The 15370-nt window shown below is 73.6% G+C and carries 14 protein-coding genes; 2 read left to right on the top strand and 12 right to left on the bottom strand.

Going from position 1 to position 15370, the window contains the following annotated elements; genetic code table 11:
• Window positions 1-19: 19 nt before the first annotated feature.
• Complete coding sequence (locus ACLQ2X_RS18750; RefSeq protein ID WP_425682329.1) at window positions 20-1162, bottom strand: acyl-CoA dehydrogenase family protein; 1143 nt, start codon at window positions 1160-1162, stop codon at window positions 20-22.
• A 193-nt stretch (window positions 1163-1355) separates the two neighbouring features.
• On the opposite strand from ACLQ2X_RS18750, the gene ACLQ2X_RS18745 reads away from it, so the two are divergent.
• Window positions 1356-2009, top strand: coding sequence for a 4a-hydroxytetrahydrobiopterin dehydratase (locus tag ACLQ2X_RS18745; RefSeq protein ID WP_425682328.1), 654 nt, complete (start codon window positions 1356-1358; stop codon window positions 2007-2009).
• A 1-nt stretch (window position 2010) separates the two neighbouring features.
• Here the strand turns inward: ACLQ2X_RS18745 and ACLQ2X_RS18740 are convergent, their stop codons facing one another.
• Entirely contained in the window at window positions 2011-2709 is a 699-nt protein-coding gene (locus ACLQ2X_RS18740) for a UdgX family uracil-DNA binding protein (RefSeq protein WP_425682327.1), read from the bottom strand.
• A gap of 80 nt (window positions 2710-2789) precedes the next feature.
• Entirely contained in the window at window positions 2790-4124 is a 1335-nt protein-coding gene (locus ACLQ2X_RS18735) for an aminotransferase class I/II-fold pyridoxal phosphate-dependent enzyme (RefSeq protein WP_425682326.1), read from the bottom strand.
• Between the two features lie 38 nt (window positions 4125-4162).
• On the opposite strand from ACLQ2X_RS18735, the gene ACLQ2X_RS18730 reads away from it, so the two are divergent.
• Window positions 4163-5401, top strand: a complete 1239-nt coding sequence (locus ACLQ2X_RS18730; protein WP_425682325.1) for a bifunctional pyridoxamine 5'-phosphate oxidase family protein/GNAT family N-acetyltransferase — start codon at window positions 4163-4165, stop codon at window positions 5399-5401.
• A gap of 35 nt (window positions 5402-5436) precedes the next feature.
• Here ACLQ2X_RS18730 and ACLQ2X_RS18725 read toward each other — a convergent pair whose 3' ends face one another.
• From ACLQ2X_RS18725 to ACLQ2X_RS18685, 9 genes are all read right to left on the bottom strand, one after another.
• Window positions 5437-6369, bottom strand: coding sequence for a sporulation protein (locus ACLQ2X_RS18725; protein ID WP_425682324.1), 933 nt, complete (start codon window positions 6367-6369; stop codon window positions 5437-5439).
• 88 nt (window positions 6370-6457) lie between these two features.
• Entirely contained in the window at window positions 6458-7522 is a 1065-nt protein-coding gene (locus ACLQ2X_RS18720; RefSeq protein WP_425682323.1) for a hemolysin family protein, read from the bottom strand.
• Complete coding sequence (locus ACLQ2X_RS18715; RefSeq protein WP_425682322.1) at window positions 7519-8874, bottom strand: hemolysin family protein; 1356 nt, start codon at window positions 8872-8874, stop codon at window positions 7519-7521. The genes ACLQ2X_RS18720 and ACLQ2X_RS18715 overlap by 4 nt, the downstream gene beginning before the upstream one ends.
• Window positions 8875-9037: 163 nt before the next feature.
• Window positions 9038-9367 (bottom strand): monovalent cation/H(+) antiporter subunit G, encoded by a 330-nt coding sequence (mnhG, locus tag ACLQ2X_RS18710; protein WP_425682375.1) that lies wholly within the window; start codon window positions 9365-9367, stop codon window positions 9038-9040.
• 123 nt (window positions 9368-9490) lie between these two features.
• Window positions 9491-9754 (bottom strand): monovalent cation/H+ antiporter complex subunit F, encoded by a 264-nt coding sequence (locus tag ACLQ2X_RS18705; RefSeq protein ID WP_425682321.1) that lies wholly within the window; start codon window positions 9752-9754, stop codon window positions 9491-9493.
• Complete coding sequence (locus tag ACLQ2X_RS18700; RefSeq protein WP_425682320.1) at window positions 9751-10335, bottom strand: Na+/H+ antiporter subunit E; 585 nt, start codon at window positions 10333-10335, stop codon at window positions 9751-9753. The genes ACLQ2X_RS18705 and ACLQ2X_RS18700 overlap by 4 nt, the downstream gene beginning before the upstream one ends.
• Complete coding sequence (locus ACLQ2X_RS18695) at window positions 10332-11837, bottom strand: Na+/H+ antiporter subunit D (RefSeq protein WP_425682319.1); 1506 nt, start codon at window positions 11835-11837, stop codon at window positions 10332-10334. The genes ACLQ2X_RS18700 and ACLQ2X_RS18695 overlap by 4 nt, the downstream gene beginning before the upstream one ends.
• Window positions 11838-11951: 114 nt before the next feature.
• A complete protein-coding gene (locus ACLQ2X_RS18690; protein ID WP_425682318.1) occupies window positions 11952-12431 on the bottom strand; it encodes a Na(+)/H(+) antiporter subunit C in 480 nt (159 codons plus the stop codon).
• Window positions 12428-15265 (bottom strand): Na+/H+ antiporter subunit A, encoded by a 2838-nt coding sequence (locus tag ACLQ2X_RS18685; RefSeq protein WP_425682317.1) that lies wholly within the window; start codon window positions 15263-15265, stop codon window positions 12428-12430. Before ACLQ2X_RS18685 ends, ACLQ2X_RS18690 begins: the two co-directional genes overlap by 4 nt.
• Window positions 15266-15370 lie beyond the last annotated feature (105 nt).

The following is a 15370-nucleotide window of genomic DNA, read 5'->3' as shown; positions in this document are numbered from 1 at the left end:
CGGTCGGCAACCGGTTTCGCTACAGGCCGAGACCGCGGCCGATGATCTCCTTCATGATCTCGGTGGTGCCCCCGTAGATGGTCTGCACCCGGCTGTCCAGCCACGCCTTCGCCACCGGGTACTCCAGCATGAAGCCGTAACCGCCGTGCAACTGCACGCACCGGTCGGCGACCTTCGTCTGCAACTCGGTGGTCCACCACTTGGCCTTCGCCGCGTCGGTCACCGACAACCGGCCGGCGTTGAACTCGGCGACGCAGTGGTTGACGAACGTCCGCGCGATGGTGATCTCGGTGTCCAGCTCGGCCAGCAGGAACCGGTTGTGCTGGAACCGGCCGATCGGCCGGCCGAACGCCTCCCGGGAGCGGGCGTGCTCGATCGTGATCGCCAGCAGCCTCTCGCAGGCCGCCACCGCCGCGACCGCGATGCTGAGCCGCTCCCGGGGCAGGTTGGCCATCAGGTGGTAGAAGCCCTGGTTCTCGGTGCCGATCAGGTTCTCCGCCGGCACCCGGCAGTCGTCGAAGAACAGCTCGGCGGTGTCGTTTGCCTTCAGGCCGACCTTGGCCAGCCGCCGTCCCCGGCTGAAGCCCGGCGTACCGTTCTCCACCACCACCAGGCTCACCCCGTGCGCGCCCTGCTCCGGCGCGGTCTTGACCACCACGACCACGAGGTCGGCCATCTCGCCGTTGGTGATGAACGTCTTCTGCCCGTTGAGGACCAGGCTGTCGCCGTCGCGTACCGCAGTGGTGCGGATGCCGGCCAGGTCGCTGCCCGCGCCCGGCTCGCTCATCGCGATCGCGGTGACCAGGTCGCCGGAGCAGAAGCCCGGCAGCCACCGCTTGCGCTGGTCGTCGGTGGTCAGCTCGGTCAGGTACGGCGCGACCACGTCGTTGTGCAGCCCGAACCCCAGACCGGTGCACCCGGCCGCGACGATCTCCTCGTCGAGCACCGCGTTGAACCGGAAGTCGCGCTGCCCGCCGCCGCCGTACTCCGGGTCCACGTCCGGGCCGAGCAGCCCGGCCGCGCCGGCGGCCCGCCACACCTGCCGGTCGACGATCCCGTCGGCCTCCCAGCGCTCGTGGTGCGGCACCGCCTCCCGAGTCAGGAACCGGCGGCACAGGTCGCGGAACTCGTCGTGGACGGCCTCGTAGAGATGCTGCTCCATGGCGGCCAGTCTGGCACGCTCAGCCGCCCCGGACAGGGGCGAGCGCCGCTCACGTCCGGCGCTCCCGCCGGCCGGGGCGGACGGCCACCGCGCGGTTCTCCGAACCGGCTCAACGCCGGGGCCGCACCCCGACACCCCCGACGATCCCGTGTGGATGGTGGCGGCCGGGCGGGACGCACGCCAGGATGACGGGATGAGCACACTCACGGGGAAACAGGTCGCCGAGGCCGGGCTGGACGGATGGACGTACCTGCTGGGGGCGTTGCAGACGCGCATCCGTACCCCGGATTTCGCCGCCGGGCTGGCCCTGGTCGCCGCGGTGGGCGCGGAGGCCGAGCGGGTCGATCACCATCCCGACCTGGACCTGCGCTACACCCACGTGGACGTACGGCTCCGGTCGCACGACGTGGGCGGCGTGACCCAGCGTGACCTGCGGCTGGCTCGGTTCGTCTCGGAGCGGGCCGCCGATGCCGGGCTGACCCTGTCGGCGGCCGGGCTGTCCCGCCTGGAACTCGCCCTGGACACCCCGGAGCACGCGGCCGTGCTGCCGTTCTGGCGGGCGGTCCTGACCTGGCACTCGCCGGAGGGCCAGGCCTCCGACGACGAGGTACGCGACCCGGCCGGCGTGCTGCCGACGGTCTGGTTCCAGCGCTCCGGCCGCGAGGAGCCGCGACAGCGGTGGCACCCGGACGTGTGGGTCGACCCGGCCGAGGTGGACGCGCGCATCGCGGCGGCGCTGGCGGCCGGCGGCACGCTGGTCAGCGACGCGGAGGCGCCGAGCTTCTGGGTGCTCGCCGACCCGGACGGCAACCGGGTGTGCCTCTGCACCTGGCAGCAACGCGCCTGACTCAGCGCAGCGCCTTCGCGGCCACCGCCAGGTCGGCGACCAGGCCCTCGTACGCGACGTCCTGGTTGTCGGCGCGCAGCACCGCGGACGGGTGGATGGTGGCCAGCAGCCGGGCCGCCGGGGCGTCGGCGACGTCGCCGGCCCGGTCCACCGGCACCCGCGCGAAGTCCTCCGGGTGCTGCGCGGCGGCCGGCCAGGGCAGCAGCTCGCCGCGCTGCTTCGTGACCCGGAACGACGGGCCGAGCAGCGCCTTGGCGGCGGTGGCGCCGAGCACCACCACGATCTGCGGGCGCAGCCGGGCGAACTCGGCGACCAGCCAGGGCCGGCAGGCGGTGACGTGCACCCGGTCCGGGGTCTGGTGGATGCGCCGCCTGCCGCGCAGTTCGAAGCGGAAGTGCTTCACGGCGTTCGTCAGGTAGATCTGGCCGGGGTCGAGCGCGGCGTCGTCGACGGCCCTGCGCAGCAGCCGCCCGGCCGGGCCGACGAACGGCAGCCCCTGCTGGTCCTCGATGTCGCCCGGCTGCTCGCCGACGAAGACCACCCGGGCGTGCTCGTCGCCGCGGCCGAAGACGGTCTGGGTGGCGTTCCGGTACAGCTCGCAGCCCTGGCATCCGGTGGCGGCGGCGCGCAGTTCGTCGATGGTGCCCGCGCCGGGCGGGATGAACTCCTGCGCTCCGGGGGCGCTGTCGGTCTCAGCCATGCCGATCGTTCTACCCCGTCCGCCGCCGCCCACGCGGGCGGCCCACCGCGCGGGCTGGCGCTGTTAAAAGGGGGCCCTTCCTATACCGAATGCGTTAATAGGGGGCCCTTCCTTTCCACGAGGGCGGCGGCGAGCGCGGGCACGTCGGCCTCGTCCAGCGCGCTCACCGACACGCGCACGGCGGGCGCGGCGGCGATCCGGTAGAGCCGGCCGGGGGCCACCGACCAACCGGCGTCGCGCAGCGCGGTCACCGCCGTGGTCTCGTCGGGCACCGGCACCCAGACGTTGATGCCGGTCCGCCCGTGCGCGGGCACGCCGTGCGCGGCGAGCGCGGCCACCAGGCCGTCGCGCCGCCGGTCGTAGCTGTCCGCCGCGCGCCGCACCAGCTCCGCGGTGGCCGGGTCGCGCCAGAGCGACAGCACGAGGCGTTGCAGCACGGTGGAGACCCAGCCGGCACCGACCTGCGCCCGTCCGGCCACCCGGGCCACGGTCGCCTCGTCACCGGCCAGCACGGCCAGCCGCAGATCGGGCCCGTAGGGCTTGCTCACCGACCGGACGAACGCCCACGTCGGGGTCGCCCCGGCGAGCGGGTGCAGCGGTACGCGGGCCAGCTCGGCGGCGTGGTCGTCCTCGATCAGCAGCAGGTCGGCCCGTCCGGCGAGCACTTTCCGCAGCGCCGCCGCACGGTCGGCGGAGACGGCCGCCCCGGTCGGGTTCTGGGCCCGGCTGGTCACCACGAGCGCGCGGACCCCGGCGGCCAGCGCGGCCCGCACACCGGGCACGCTCGGCCCCGCGTCGTCCACCGGCACCCCGACGGTGCGCAGGCCCAACGCGGCGATCAGGTCGAGCAGGTTGGCCCAGCCCGGGTCCTCCACCGCCACCGCGTCGCCGGGGCGCAGGTGGGCGGCGAGGAGGCGTTCGATGCCGTCGAGGGCGCCACCGGTGACGGTCAGGTCGGTGGCCGGCACGCCGTCGGCGGTGAGGCGGTCCCGGGCGGCGGCGGCCAGTGCGGGCAGGACGGGGGCGTTCGCGTACCCGGCGGGCGGTCCGGGGTCGGCGGCGAGCGCGGCCAGGTGCGGGCCGAGTGGAGGCAGCAGCCGAGGGTCGGGCTGACCGGCGGACAGGTCGCGGCCGTCCGGCAGTGGTGGGGGCAGCAGTGCGGCGCGGCGGGCGGCCACCGGCGGGCGGGGGCGGACCCGGGTGCCGTGCCGGCCGGCGGTGCTGACCAGGCCGCGTTGCCGCAGCTCCTGGTAGGCGCGGGCGACGGTGGCCGGGCTGACGCCCAGCTCGACGGCGAGTGCGCGGACGGCGGGCAGGGGGTCGCCCGGGGCGAGGCCGCCGGTGCGGATGCCGGATTCCACGCTCGCCGAAATGGCGGCGGACGTGGACCCGGTGGGCTGATAATGTGCTGCCACAGTTCTGAGATTGTACTAGAACAAAGGCGGGATGTCGCATGTACGCTCCGACCGCACGCACCACGGCCACCCGCACCCGGGACCGGATGCACTACGACCGGGCCACCGCCCACGCGCTGCTCGACGAGGCGTACCACTGCGCGCTGGCGTTCACAGTGGACGGTGAGCCCCGCCTGCTGCCGACCCTGCACGTCCGCATCGGCGACACGCTCTACCTGCACGGCTCCACCGGCAGCCGGCCACTGCTGGCCGCCCGGGGCCCGGCCGGGCTGCCGGTCTGCGTCGCGGTCACCCACCTCGACGGGCTGGTCTACGCCCGCTCCCAGTTCCACCACAGCGCCAACTACCGGTCCGTGGTGGTGCACGGCACCGCCCGGCTGGTCGACACCCTCGACGAGAAGACGACCGTGCTGACCGCGCTGATCGAGAAGGTCGCCGCCGGCCGGTCCGCGGACAGCCGCCCGCCCGACCGGCGCGAACTGGCCGAGACCGCCGTGCTGGCGCTGCCGCTGCGCGAGGTGTCCGTACGGTTGCGCACCGGGGGCGTCCGGGACGAACCGGCCGACGAGGTCCTGCCGTACTGGGCGGGAGTGGTGCCGCTGCGGCTCACGCCGGGGCGCCCCGAACCGGCCCCCGGGGTGACCGCACCACTACCGGCGTACCTGCGGCCGGCGCGCCCGGCATGGCTCGACCCGGCGGTGCTGCGCGGTGCACACGTGGTGCTCGAACCGCTGGACCTCGCCCACGCCGAGGAGTTGTACGCCGCCACCGCAGACCCGCAGGTGTGGCAGCACCTGGGCGGCCCGCAGCCGGCCGACGTCGCCGACATACGCCGGATCGTCACCGGCTACCTGGACGCGCAGGACCGCGGCGAGCAGGTGTGCTGGGCGCAGCGCTGCGCCACCACCGGCGCGGTCGTCGGCACCACCTCCTACTACGAGGTCGACCCGGTCCGCCGGTCGCTGGCGATCGGCTACACCTGGCTGGGCCGGCCGTGGTGGCGCACCGGCGTCAACACCGAGGCGAAACTGCTGCTGCTCGGGCGGGCCTTCGACGAGTTGGACGCGGTCCGCGTGGTCTGGCACACCGACGTGCGCAACGAACGTTCCCAGCGGGCCATCGAACGTCTCGGCGCGAGCCGCGAAGGCGTGCTGCGCCGGCACAAGCAACGCGCCGACGGGTCCTGGCGGGACACCGCGCAGTACTCGATGATCGCCGACGAGTGGCCCGGCGTACAGGCCCGCCTGCGGGAACGGCTCCACGCGGCTGAGGGGTAAGGAAGGGCCTCTTCTTAACACACGCACGGCAGCGCTCAGGTGCCGTCGCCGCCGCCTCCCCCACCGCCGCCGATGCCCGCGCCGCCGCCCGTACCGCCGAGGCCGTAGCCGGGGGCGACCGGCTGGTCGGGTCGGCGGCTGACGTGCGCCGACTCGCGGACGGTGGCCGACCAGCCGGCGTGCGCGGCGGCCGCGGCGTGCCGGTCGATGGCATGCCGCAGCCAGCCGTCCACGGTGGCCACCCAGTCCCGCTGGTCGGCACCGGCGTGCCAGACCCGGAACCGGCTGATGCTCTGGTGGGTGATCCCGGCCAGGGAGAGCCGCCGGTCCAACCAGAACAGCACCTCCATGCCGGCCGGGTCGGTCAGCATGATCACTTCGAGTTCGGTCATCGGGCCGGCGTAGAGCGGGGCGGCCCAGTAGCCGAACCGTAGCTGCACCGGCAGCGCCTGCCGCACCCCGGGCAGCCGGCCCTGCTGCAACCCGGCCTGCCGGGCGGCGAAGCCGAGCGTGTCCAGGGCGGCCAGGACGTGCTGCTGGGTGGGCAGGGGGTGGACCAGGACCGGCACCATCTCGCCCTGGTCGACGTCCGGGTCGACGGACACCTCGGTCCGCAGCCCGGTGCGCAGGCTGAGCAACGGCACCCCGCCGAACGTGGTCACCGGCGTCTCCCAGGGCAGCGGCACCGCGAAGTCGACCGCGCGCCGCCGACCGGCGGGCACCACGAACCGCCCGGCGATCGACCACTCGTGGTATTGCACGAGCCGGCGCGCCGCTTCCGGGTCCTCCGGCTCCGCCTGCGCGACCAGCCCGAGGCGGATCCGCCGGACCGGGACGTCCCAGCGGCCGGCGGTGAGGGTCACCCGCCCCGGCAGCCGCAGTCCCGGCCGGGTGCTCGGGTTGGGCAGGGTGGTGCTCACCGAGAGCCCGGTCCAGGCCGTGCCCCGGGACACCCCGGTCAGCCGCATGCCGCGGCTTTCCCGCTACCCGTCCACCCATGCGTCCGCCCCGCCCGCGCGAGCGCGGACGGGGCGGACAAGGTCGGGTCGGAGCGGTTCAGCGCATCCGCCGGCCCCTCGGGACCGGGTCGGTCTCGTCGTCGAACTCGCCGATGACCTCTTCCAGCAGGTCCTCCAGCGCTACGAAACCGATCGGCCGGGTCGGCCCACCGCCGTTGCTGACCAGCGCGAGCTGCGCCTGACGGGCCCGCATCGCGGCCACCGCCTCGGTCACCGACGCCTCGGCCGGCAGCGTGAAGGCGCTTGTCATCAGCTCCTCCGCGGTCGCCGGTCGCCCGGTGGTGACCGCGCGCACCGCCTCGCGTACGTGCACCAGGCCGCACACCTCACCACCGGCGTCGACCACCGCCAGCCGGGACCGGCCGCTGTCGCGGGAGACGTGCTCGATCCGCTCCGCGGTCTCACCCCGGCCCACCGTGACGATCTGCTCGAACGGCTCCATCACCTGCGCCACCGTGGTGCCCTGCAACTCCAGCATGCTGGTCAACATCTGGTGCTGCTCCGCACCGAGCAGTCCGTGCTCCCGGGACTGCTCCAGCAGGATGCGCAGCTCGTCCGGACCGTGCACCTGGGCGAGCTGGTCCTGCTGCTGCACCCCGACCACCCGCAGCATCGCGTTGGCCAGCCCGTTGAGCACGGACAGCACCGGCCGGGCGACCCGGGCGAAGGCCCGGAACGGCAGCGCCAGCAGCGTCGCCGAACGCTCCGCGTCGGTGATCGCCCAGGACTTCGGGGCCATCTCGCCGACCACCAGGTGCAGGAACGTCACCAGGGCCAGCGCGAACACGAGCGCGACCACGTGACTGACCGCCTCGGGCAGCCCGACCGCGTGCAGCAGCGGGCTGAGCAGGTGCTCGATGGCCGGCTCGGCCAACGCGCCCAGGCCCAGCGTGCACAGCGTGATGCCGAGCTGCGCGCCGGCCAGCATGAGGCTCAGCTCACGGACGCCGTCCAGCGCCGCGCGGGCCGCCCGGCCACCGGCTGCCGCCGACTGCTCCAGCCGGTACCGCTTGGCCGCCACCAGGGCGAACTCGGCAGCCACGAAGAACGCGTTGAGCGCCAGCAGCACCACCGAGAAGAAAAGCGCGAAACCCGGGCTCATGCCTTGCCCTCCCCGGACACGCCGGCCGTGGGACGCAGGCGTACGGAGTCGGCCACGTGCCGATCCACCGCCAGCACCTCGACCAGCACCCGGGTGCCGGGCGTCGGCTCGTCGCCGTCGGTGACCACCGCGATCTCCAGCTGGTCACCGACCTCCGGCACCCGACCCAACTCCCGCATCACCAGGCCGGAGAGCGTGTCGTACTCGGGCGCCTCGGGCAGTTCGATGCCGGTGCTGTCGGCGACCTCGTCGATCCGCCAGCGGGCCGGCACCACCCAGGAACCGTCCTCCTGCCGGGCCGGGGCCCGGTCCGGTGGGTCGTCCTCGTCGCGGATCGGCCCGACCAACTCCTCGGCCAGGTCCTCCAGGGTGATCACGCCGGCGAACCCGCCGTACTCGTCGACCACGCAGGCGAGCTGCCGGTGCCCGGACCGCAGCCGGTCCAGCACCGTCGGCAGCGGCAGCGTCTCCGGCACCAGCAACGGGGGTACGGCCACCGCGTCGACCCGGGTGGTGGCGCGCTGCGCCGGGGGCACCCCCAGCACGTCGGTGATGCCGACCACACCTACCAGGTCGTCGACGCCATCGGTGCCGTGCACCGGGAACCGGGAGTGGCCGGTGTCGAGCAGCTCGACGATCCGGCTGACCGGCTCGTCGGCCCGCACCGTGTGCACGTCGACCCGGGGCACCATCGCCTCCCCGGCGGTGAGCTGGCGGAAATCCAGCCCTCGGTCGAGCAGGTCGGACATGTCGGCGTCCAGGTGCCCCTCCTCCCGGGACTCGGCGATGATCTGCTCCAGGTCCTCGGGGGTGGCGCCGCTGGGCAGCTCCTCGATCGGCTCGATGCCGAGGCGTCGCAGCAGCCGGATGGCGGCCCGGTCGAAGAGCGTGATCAGCGGGCCGGCGACCCGCATGTAAATGAGCGTGGACCTCGACAGCGCCCGGGCCAGCGGCACGGCCCGGGCGATAGCCAGGTTCTTCGGGGCCAGCTCACCCAGGACCATCTGCACCACGGTGGCGATGGTCAGGGCGAGCGCCACCGACATCGGAAACGCCACCGCGCTGGACAGGCCGGCGACGCCGAGCAGGTCGGCCAGTCCGGCACCCAGGTACGGCTCGGCGACATAACCGACGAGCAGGGCGGTCACGGTGATGCCGAGCTGGGCGCCGGACAGCATGAACGACAGCCGTCCGGTCACCTCCAGGGCGCGGGCCGCAGCGCGGTCGCCACCGTCGGCGAGCTGCTTGAGTTTGCCGCGGTCCACCGCGACGTAACCGAACTCCTGCGCCACGAAGTAACCCGTGGCGGCGGTGAGCACGATGATGAGAAGGAGACCGACGAGGATCAACACGGGAGGTTCAGGGCTCCCGGGGTCGTCGGGGAGGGAAGATACCGGGTACGACCCGGCCGGCTACTGCTGCCCTCCGGGGCAGGAGAGTCGATCATGCCCGCCAGTTTATCCGGGCCGGCTGGGGGTCCGCTGGGGGTGTCGGGAAGCCCTCTCCGCGTCCGGTTCACCGCCCGGCCAGCTCGTCGGCGTCCAGCAAGGTCCGGTCGACCCGCCCGGAACGGTACGCGGCCCGCCCGATCATCTGCGCGGCCACCGGCGCGGTGGACAGTTGGAAGATCGCCACCAGCGCCAACATGCCCAGGTCCGACGGCGTACGCAGCCGCAACGCCAACCCGGCCAGGAGCAGCAGGACACCGAGGACCTGCGGTTTGGTGGCCGCGTGCATCCGGTCCAGCACGTCCGGGAACCGCACCAGCCCGATGCCCGCGACCAGGCCCAACGCCGCGCCGGCAACCAACAGCACCCCGCCCGCCCACTCCGCGACGGAATCCACGCTCACGCTGGTTTCTCCTTCGTCAGCGACTGCGGGGCTCGCAACACCGGCTCACTCCTCGCGCTCACGCTGGTCCCTTCGCTCGCGACTGCGGGGCTCGCAACACCGGCTCACTCCTCGCGCTCACGCTTCAGCCCGGACGGCGAAGCGCACCATCGACACCGAACCGATGAACCCGAGCAGGGAAAGCACCACAAGCACGGGCAGGGTGGCGGCGTGCCTGTTGACCGCGGCCTCCGCCCCCACCGCGGCGAGCATCGCCGACAGCAGCAGGTCGGCGGCCACGACCCGGTCGAGCAGGGACGGGCCACGGTAGATCCGGGCCAGGGCGAGCAGCGCGGTGGCCGAGAGCAGCACGGTCAACGCGCCGGCGAACAGGACGGTCACGGGTGGTTCCTCCGTTCCACGGGATCGAGGTCGAGCTGGCGTACCTCGGTGGGAGAGCCGATGGCGCGGACGATGCGCCGTTCGACGGTGAGTACGCGGGCGCGGCTGGCGTCCAGGTCCTCCGGACCGCGCACGTCGAGCACGTGCACGTAGAGCACGCCCCGCGCGCGGTCCACGTCGATGATCAGGGTGCCCGGCACCAGCGAGATCAGCTCGGCGGTGAGAGCCAGGTTGAGGTCGGTGCGCACCCGCAGCGGCACCGCGATGATCGCGCCGCGCGGGCGGTAGCCGAACCGCAGCGCGAGGGCGGCCACGTGCAGGCTGGCGCTCACCAGCTCCGCGACGAACGTGGCCACGAGCACCAGCAGCGGCCCGGGGCGCAGCCGCCCGCCGAAGGTGACCGTCGGCAGCGGGAAGAACAGCAGCACCGCCGCGCCGACTGCCAGTCCGGTGAACACGTTGCCCCAGGAGACGTCGCCCCACAGCAGCAGCCAGGCGACCACCAGCCAACCGAGCGCGACGGCCTGGTCCCGACGCCGCCCGCCGCGGCCCACGGCCGGCTGCCCGCCCGGGCCGGTCACGGCACGTCCCGGGGCAGGACCGCCCGCACGTACGGGGTGCGCTCGCGCAGGTCCGTGGCGGCGTCGGCGGTCACCTGGAACAACGGCCCGGCCACCAGGGTGAGCAGCACGCCGAGCGCCACCAGGGCGGTGGTCGCGCCGACCATCAACCGGGGCAGCCGGACCGGCGGACTGGTGGTGGCCAGCTGGGGCGCCCGCCAGAACGCGATGTTCCACACCCGGGAGGCGGCGTAGAGGGTGAGCAGGCTGGTAAGCGTCCCCGCCCCGACAAGCACCGCGGGCAGCGGCCGGCCGGCGGCCACCCCGGCCTGGAGCAGACCCACCTTGCCGAGGAAACCGGAGAACGGCGGGATGCCGGCCAGGTTCATCGCCGGTACGAAGAACAGCACCGCGAGCATCGGGGTGACCCGCGCCAACCCGCCCAGGCGACGCAGGTCGGTGCTGCCGGCGCGCTCCTCCACCAGGCCGGCGACCAGGAACAGCGTGGTCTGGATGGTGATGTGGTGCACCACGTAGAAGATCGCCCCGGACAGGCCGGCGACACTGCTCAACGCCACCCCGAAGATCATGTAGCCGATGTGGCTGACCAGGGTGAACGAGAACAGTCGTTTGATGTCCGACTGGGCCACCGCACCGAGGATGCCCACCACCATGGTCAGCCCGGCCACCACCATCAGCAGCCCGGCGACCTGCCCACCGGGGAACAGCAACGTCTCGGTGCGGATGATCGCGTACACGCCGACCTTGGTGAGCAGGCCGGCGAAGACCGCGGTCACCGGGGCCGGCGCCGTCGGATAACTGTCCGGCAACCAGGCCGACAACGGAAAGACCGCCGCCTTGATGCCGAACGCCAGCAGCAGCATCAGTTGCAGGGTCATCCGTACGCCGGACGGCAGCGCGTCCAGCCGGCCGGCGAGCTGCGCCATGTTCAATGTGCCGGTGGCCGCGTACACCAGACCCACCGCGGACAGGAACAGCATCGACGACAGGATGCTCACCACCACGTACGTCGAACCGGTGCGCAGCCGCACCTCGGTCCCGCCCAGCGTGATCAGCACGAAGCTCGCGGCCAGCAGGATCTCGAAACCGACGAACAGGTTGAACAGGTCCCCGGCGAGGAAGGCGTTCGTCACACCCGCGGTGAGCACCAGATAGGTGGGGTGGAAGATGCTGACCGGTGCCGTCTCCCCGGTCTCCCCCCGGCCCTGGCCGACCGAGTAGAGCAGCACGCACAGCGTCACCGCCGACGACACCACGAGCATCAGTGCCGCCAACTGGTCGGCCACCAGCACGATCCCCACCGGCGCCGGCCAGCCACCCACCTGCACCACCACCGGCCCGAACCGGTACGCCTGCACCAGCAGCACCGCCGCGACCACCAGCACGCTGCTCAGACAGAGCACGCTCACCGAACGCTGCAACCGGGGCCGGCCGGACAGCAGGAGGGTGAGCGCCGCCCCGAGCAGCGGCACCACCACCGGCAACGGCACCAGCGCACTCACTGCGTCTCCTCGGCTCGCGACTGCGGGGCTCGCAAAACCGGCTCACTCCTCGCACTCACTGCGTCTCCTCGGCTCGCGACTGCGGGGCTCGCAAAACCGGCTCACTCCTCGCACTCACTGGTCACCGTCCCGGTGGAGCCGACGCCGGGCCGGCGCCGGGTCGACCTGCTCGGGGTCGTCGTCCGGGCCCTCACCACCCAGGTCCGCGGTGGACACCTCGTTACGCTCGGCGAGCCGGACGATCTGCCGGTCCTCCAGGTCGTCCTGCACCTCGTCGTCGCCGCTGGTGAACCAACTGCGGTAGGCGACCGCCAGCAGGAACGCGGTCAGGCCGAACGTGATCACCACGGCGGTGAGCACCATCGCCTGCGGCAGCGCGTCGCTCAGCTCGTCGGTCGGCGCGGCCCCCGCCAGCGGGGCGGCGCCGGCCCGGCCGCCGAGCAGGATCAGCAGGTTCACCCCGTTGCCGAGCAGGATCACGCCGAGCAGGATGCGGGTCAGGCTGCGCTCCAGCAGCAGCGTGACGCCGGCCGCGACCAGCACCCCGACGGCCAGCACCAGCACCAGCGTCGGACCCGCCGCCCCCCGGTTCATGCGCGCCGCCCCTCGCGGCGGACGGCCAACCCGCGCCCCGGTTCCCCGGCCGCCTCCACGTGCCGGTCCACCTCGGTGCCCAGGCTGCGCAGGATGTCCAGCACCAGGCCGACCACCACCAGATAGACGCCGATGTCGAAGAACAGCGACGTGACCAGGTAGAAGTGGCCGACCAGGGGCAGCCACAGGTTCACCTTGACGCTCTGCAGCACCTCGCCGGTGAGCACCAGGCCGAGCACCCCGCTGCCGACCGCGATGCCCAGCCCCGCGCCGAGCACCGTGCCCGCGCCCACCGGCGCCGCCTCGGCCAGCTCGTACCGGCCGCCGGCCAGGTAGCGCAGCGTCAACGCCAGGCCCGCGACCAGGCCGCCGGAGAAGCCGCCGCCGGGCGCGTTGTGTCCGGAGAAGAGCAGGAACAGCGAGAAGAGCAGCATCGTGTGGAAGATCAGTCGGGTGACCACCTCGAAGACGATCGAGCGTCGCCGTTCGTGCAGGGTCGCCCCGCCGCGCAGCCACACGGTGCGCCGGTCGTCGGCGGGCCGCGCGACCGGTCGGGGCCGGCGGGGGCGCGGCCCGGTGCGGGACCGCTCGTAGATCAGGCTGGCCACCCCGGTCGCGGTCACCACCAGCACCGAGATCTCCCCCATCGTGTCCCAGGCCCGGATGTCCACCAGGGTCACGTTGACGACGTTGCGGCCGTACCCCTGGGTGACGGCGAGGTCCGGGAAGGCCGCGGAGATCGACGGCGCCCGCCGGGCCCCGGACGCGGCGAGCGCCAGGCCGGCCATCACCAGCCCGGCGGCCACCCCGACCCCACGCCGCACCCAGTGGCTGCGGCGCAGTGGCCTGGCCGAGAAGCGTTCCGGCAGCCGGCGCAGCACCAGCACGAAGACGGCGATGGTGGCGGTCTCCACCAGGAACTGGGTGAGTGCCACGTCCGGGGCGCCGTAGAGGACGAACATCATCGCGGTGCCGTAGCCGGTCACGCCCACCAGCAGCATGGCGGTCAGCCGGCGGCGCGCGCCGACCGCGAGCAGCGCGGCGACCGCGATGATCACGCAGACGACCAGTTGCGCCGGGTTGTCCCAGAGCGCCAACTCGACCCGCCAGGGCGCGGTTGACACCATCGCCGCGCCGGGCACGAACACCAGAGCGAGCAGCACGGTGCCGAGGTACTGCGGCAGCGACCCCCGCTGGGTGGCGCCGGTGACCTCGATGGCGAACCTGTCGAACTGGTGCGTGATCCACTCGTACCCCTGGTTGCCGGCCACCGGCGAGCGCAGCCGGCGGAGCACCGGGGCGAGCGGGCCGCGGGCCAGGTGCAGCCCCACACCGCCGGCCAGCACCACGGCGGACAGGCCGAGCGCCACGGTTGGCCCGTGCCACAGTGCCAGGTGCTCCTCGACCGGCCCGAACAGCTCGGCGTACGGCTCGAACAGGTCGCCCAGCCAGCCGGCCGCCGGGCCGCCGGCGAGCCCGGCGGCGGCGAGCAGCACCGGGGGTACGAGCATCACCGCGGGGGGCCGGGCCACCGCCGTGTCCGGGATGCCGGGGCGGGTGCCGAACGCACCCCACACGAAGCGGATGCTGTACGCCACGGTGAGCGCGCTGCCGGCCACCAGCACGGCGAGCACCAGCGGGTCGCCGGTGAACGCGGCGAACACCGATTCCTTCGCCACGAACCCGAGCAGTGGCGGCACACCCGCCATCGAGGCGGCGGCCAGGGCGGCGACCGTGGCCAGCATCGGGACGGACCGCCCCACCCCGGACAGTTCCCGCAGGTCCCGGGTGCCGGCCGCGTGGTCGAGGATGCCGACGACCAGGAACAGCGCCGCCTTGAACAGGGCGTGCCCGGCGAGCATCGCCGCACCGGCCAACGCCGCCGCCGGGGTGCCCGCTCCGAACACCACCGTGAGCAGGCCGAGCTGGCTGACCGTCCCGTACGCGAGCAGCAGTTTCAGGTCGGTCTGCCGCAGCGCCGCCCACCCGCCCACGACCAGCGAGACCAGCCCGGCGGTGACGGTCACCGGACGCCACGGCCCGGCCGCGGCGAGCGCCGGACCGAGCAGCCCGACCAGGAAGACGCCGGCCTTGACCATGGCGGCGGCGTGCAGATAGGCGCTGACCGGGGTGGGGGCGGCCATCGCCACCGGCAGCCAGGCGTTGAACGGGAACACCGCGGACTTGGCCAGCGCCCCGGCGAGGACGAGCAGGACCGCGCCGACCAGGTACGCGCCGCCGGGCAGCGGTGCGGCGGCCACCGCCGACCAGCGGTAGCCGCCGGCGTGGTGGCCGAGCATCAGGAACCCGACCAGCATGGCCAGGCCGCCCAGCGTGGTGACGGTCAGCGCCTGGGCGGCGGCCCACCGGCTGGAGCGGCGCTCGGCGCTGTGCCCGATCAGCAGGTAGGAGAAGACGGTGGTCAGCTCCCAGAACACGTAGAGCAGCAGCAGGTCGTCGGAGACGACGAGGCCGACCATCGCCCCGGCGAACGCGACCATGACGGCGGCGAACCGGGCCACGCCGGCCGAGTCGGACGCGAAGTAGCCGGCCGAGTAGACGAGCACCAGCGCGCCCACGCCGCCGACCAGCAACAGCATCAGCCACGGCAGCGTGGTGACGCGCAGCGCCACGTCGAGCTGCAACTGCGGGACCCAGCTGTACGTCTCGACGACCGCCCCGCCGTCGCGTACCGCCCCGGTGTGGGCCACCGCCCAGCCGGCGGTGGCGGCCGGCGCGAGCGCGAGCAGCAGGCAGGCGCGCGGACCCCACCGGCGGACCAGCAGCGGGGCGAGCAGCGCCGCCACCAGGTGCAGGATCAGCAGGACGAGCACGCGTACTCCCGGTCGAGGTGACGGCGCGCCGAGGCACGGGAACACGACCGATCACACGCCACATCAGTGTCGAACCGGGGCGTTTTCCGAAAACCCACCCATTCC

This window comes from Micromonospora sp. DT31, from assembly GCF_049841795.1.
In the GTDB taxonomy this organism is placed as follows: Bacteria; Actinomycetota; Actinomycetes; order Mycobacteriales; family Micromonosporaceae; genus Micromonospora.
Note: the sequence above shows the minus strand (reverse complement) of the source record. Positions and strands in the feature narration are given on the sequence as shown.

What these genes read in the sequence shown, in the direction of transcription:
- ACLQ2X_RS18750 (WP_425682329.1), bottom strand. Translation starts at nt 1,162, where the DNA reads ATGGAGCAGCATCTCTACGAGGCCGTCCACGACGAGTTCCGCGACCTG.
- ACLQ2X_RS18745 (WP_425682328.1), top strand. Translation starts at nt 1,356, where the DNA reads ATGAGCACACTCACGGGGAAACAGGTCGCCGAGGCCGGGCTGGACGGA.
- ACLQ2X_RS18740 (WP_425682327.1), bottom strand. Translation starts at nt 2,709, where the DNA reads ATGGCTGAGACCGACAGCGCCCCCGGAGCGCAGGAGTTCATCCCGCCC.
- ACLQ2X_RS18730 (WP_425682325.1), top strand. Translation starts at nt 4,163, where the DNA reads ATGTACGCTCCGACCGCACGCACCACGGCCACCCGCACCCGGGACCGG.
- ACLQ2X_RS18725 (WP_425682324.1), bottom strand. Translation starts at nt 6,369, where the DNA reads ATGCGGCTGACCGGGGTGTCCCGGGGCACGGCCTGGACCGGGCTCTCG.
- ACLQ2X_RS18720 (WP_425682323.1), bottom strand. Translation starts at nt 7,522, where the DNA reads ATGAGCCCGGGTTTCGCGCTTTTCTTCTCGGTGGTGCTGCTGGCGCTC.
- ACLQ2X_RS18690 (WP_425682318.1), bottom strand. Translation starts at nt 12,431, where the DNA reads ATGAACCGGGGGGCGGCGGGTCCGACGCTGGTGCTGGTGCTGGCCGTC.